The sequence below is a fragment of the Mycobacterium sp. KBS0706 genome (assembly GCF_005938675.2).
Taxonomy (GTDB): domain Bacteria; phylum Pseudomonadota; class Alphaproteobacteria; order DSM-16000; family Inquilinaceae; genus Inquilinus.
The window spans coordinates 1-3,346 of sequence record NZ_VCCH02000221.1 but is presented as its reverse complement, the minus strand read 5'-3'; the positions used below and the strand labels follow the sequence as shown (position 1 = coordinate 3,346).

Here is a 3,346-nt window from a genome sequence, read left to right as displayed (position 1 = left end):
CGCCTTCCGGTCCAGCTTGCCGGTCGGCAGCAGCGGCAGCGCCGCGAGCACCAGGATCCGTGACGGCACCATGTAGTCCGGCAGTTGACCCGCCAGATGCGCCTTCAGCTCAGCTTCCAGCCCGGCCTCCGGCGCTGCGACATGTGCCAACAGGCGCCTGCCGCCCGGCGACGTCACGGCGGACACCACTGCGCCGCTCACCTGCGGGTGCGACAGCAACCGCGCCTCGACCTCGCCCGGCTCGATCCGGTAGCCGCGGATCTTCACCTGGTGATCGGCCCGGCCGAGATACTCGACCGACCCGTCCGGCCGCCACCGCACCACATCGCCGGTGCGATACATCCGGCCGCCCGGTTCGCCATACGGGTCCGGCACGAAGCGCTCCGCGGTCAGGTCGGGACGGCCGACATAGCCGCGCGCCAGCCCCGAGCCGCCGATATAGAGCTCGCCCGCCACCCCGACCGGCACCGGCTGCAGTCGGCCGTCCAGCACATAGGCCCGACGATCGCCGACCGGCCGCCCGATCGGCACATAGGCGCCATCGCAGGCGGTGTCGGCCGTCCCCTTCCAGACCAGCGGCGTCACCACCGCCTCGGTCGGGCCATAGCCGTTGATCAGCGCCCGCGGCCGCAGCGCCCGGCGCACCCGGTCGTACCCCGCCGCCGGCATCGCCTCGCCGCCGAAGGAGTAGAGGTCGACCGGCGGGCACCGGCCCGCCTGCTCGGCCCAGGCCGCCATCTCGTTGATATAGACCGGCGGGAAGCCGGCATTGGTGACGCCGTGCCGGCCGATCGCCGCCAGCGTCTTCTCGGCCGGCCACAGGCTCTCGTCGCGCAGCACCAGGCTGGCGCCGCAGGTCAATGCCGTGAGCCAGCGCTCATGCGCGCCGTCGAAGCTGAAGGCGATGAAGTGGAACTCGCGCGAGGTCTCGTCCATGTCGTAGAGCGGCGCAGTCACCCGGCAATGCATGGCGAGCGGACCATGGGCGACGGCGACGCCCTTGGGCTTGCCGGTCGAACCCGAGGTGTAGATCACATAGGCCAGGTTGCCGGGGTGCAGCGCCACCTCCGGCCCCGCCTCGACCTCGCCAGCCTCGACCAGGATGCGATCCAGGTCCTCCGGCAGTTTTCCGGCCAGCGAGGCCTGGGTCAGCACCAGGCGCAGCCCGCTATCCGCCGCCACCTCGGCCAGCCGCGCCGCCGGCGCATCCGGCGCCAGCGGTACATAGGCACCGCCCGCCTTCAAGACCGCCAACAGCGCCACCAGCAGCTCGACCGACCGCTCCAGCACCACCCCGACCAGCACGTCCGGCCCGATTCCGGCCTGAACCAGCCGCTGCGCCAGATGGTTGGCCCGCCGGTCCAGCTCGCCCCGGCTGATCTCGCGATCGCCGAAGATCACCGCCGTCCGCCCCGGCTCCGCTGCTGCCCAATGGCCGATCCAGTCGTGCACCGAACGATACGGCTCGATCTGATAAGGCTCGGTCTGCCACGCCGTGATCTGGGCGAGATCGGCTTCCGCCAGCAGGGACAGGGAGCCGAGGGCGGCGCCCTCGTCCCCCGCCAGGCGGTCGAGCAGCATGTCGAGATGGCGGGCCAGCGCCTCCACCTGCGCCGGCGCGAAGGCGTCGCGGCGATAGCCATAGGCGATGTCGAGCGCGTCGCCAGCCTGGACCGCCAGCGACAGCGGATAGTGCGTCGCCTCCACCGTCTCCGCCGCCGACACAAGCAGGTCGCCGCCGGCGCGCGCGGCGCGGTCGATCGGGTAGTTCTCGAACACCAGCAGCGTGTCGAACAGGCCGCCCTGGCCGCCCCAGCGCTGGATATCGGCCAGCGGCGTGTGCTCATGTTCGCGCAGCGCCAGCATGACGTCCTGCACCTGGCGCAGCCAGTCGCCCACCCGGGCCTCGGGGTCGGGCTGCTGGATCACCGGCAGGGTGTTGATGAACAGGCCCAGCAGCGTCTCGGCGTCTGCCAGCTCGGCCGGACGTCCGGCGACGGTGGCGCCGAAGGCGACGCTGGGCTGGCCGGTGTAGCGCGACAGCAGCAGCGCCCAGGCGCCCTGCACCAGGGTGTTCAGGGTGATGCGCTGGCGCCGGCAGAAGGCGGTCAGCCGGGCCGTCCGGCCGGCGTCGCGGCGGGTGGCGAGGACGCCGTGCCCATCACTCTTCTGCACCGGGGCCGGCAGCGCGTCGGCCAGGCGGGTCGGCGCCTCCAGCCGGGCCAGTTGGCCCCGCCAGAAGGTCTCGTCCGCCGCGGCGTCGCGGCCGGCCAGCCAGGCGATGTGGTCGCGGTAGCGGCCCGGGCCGGCGGCCGGCGCCATGCCGTGATACTGCGACAGCACCTCGCCGATCAGCCGCGACGTGCTCCAGCCATCCATCAGGATGTGGTGGAAGGTCCAGATCAGCCGGTGCCGGTCCTCCGCCACCTGCAGCAACAGCACGCGCATCAGCGGCGGCGCCGACAGGTCGAAGCCGCGCTCGCGCTCCCAGCGGGCGATCTCGGCGATCCCCGGCTCGTCCAGGCCGCCGCCGTCGCGGATCTCGACCGGCACGGGCACGCTGCGCCGGACCAGCTGCAGCGGCGCCGGGCCGTCCCACAGGAAGCCGGTGCGCAGGATGTCGTGCCGCCCGATCGCGGCCTCCCAGGCGCGGGTGAAGCGGCCGGCGTCGAGCGGCCCGTCGAAGGTCGCCAGAACCTGGTTGACGTAGAGCCCGGTCTCCGGCGCGTGCAAGGCGTGGAACAGCAGACCCTGCTGCATCGGCGACAGCGGATAGGCGTCGGCGATCTCCGCGGCCGGGACCGGCAGGGCGTCGATCTGCGCCTGGCTCAGCCCGACCAGCGGCAGGTCCGACGGCGTCAGGCGCTCTGCCCTCTCCGGTGCGACGGCCGGGTCGGCTGCCGGCGTCGTCGGCACCGGGCGCGCCACCGCCGCCAGGACCCGCACGGTCTGGTTCTGGAACATGTCGCGCGGGGTCAGGACCAAGCCCTGCCGCCGGGCCCGGGCGATCACCTGCAGGGACAGGATCGAATCCCCGCCCAGATCGAAGAAGTTGTCGTCCCGGCCCACTTGCCGCAGGCCCAGACTCTCGGCCCAGATCCTGGCGATGATCTGCTCGGTCTCGCCTTCGGGCTCGGCTCTGGCGTCCGCGCCGCTCTCCCATTCCGGGTCCGGCAGCGCCTTGCGGTCCAGCTTGCCGTTGGCCGAGACCGGCAGCCGCTCCAGCCACAGGATGCGCGACGGCACCATGTAGTCCGGCACCAGCGCCGACAGGTGCTGCTTCAGCGCCGCCTCCTCCGGCTGCGCGTCGCTGGCGACATAGCCGACCAGACGCCCGTCGCGCAGA

Annotated in this window: 1 protein-coding gene; it reads right to left on the bottom strand. The window is 72.7% G+C overall.

The features are described 5' to 3' along the window. Window positions 1-3,346, bottom strand: a 3,346-nt coding sequence (locus tag FFK22_RS41230) for a non-ribosomal peptide synthetase (protein WP_143956967.1), incomplete at both ends; no start/stop codon positions are given.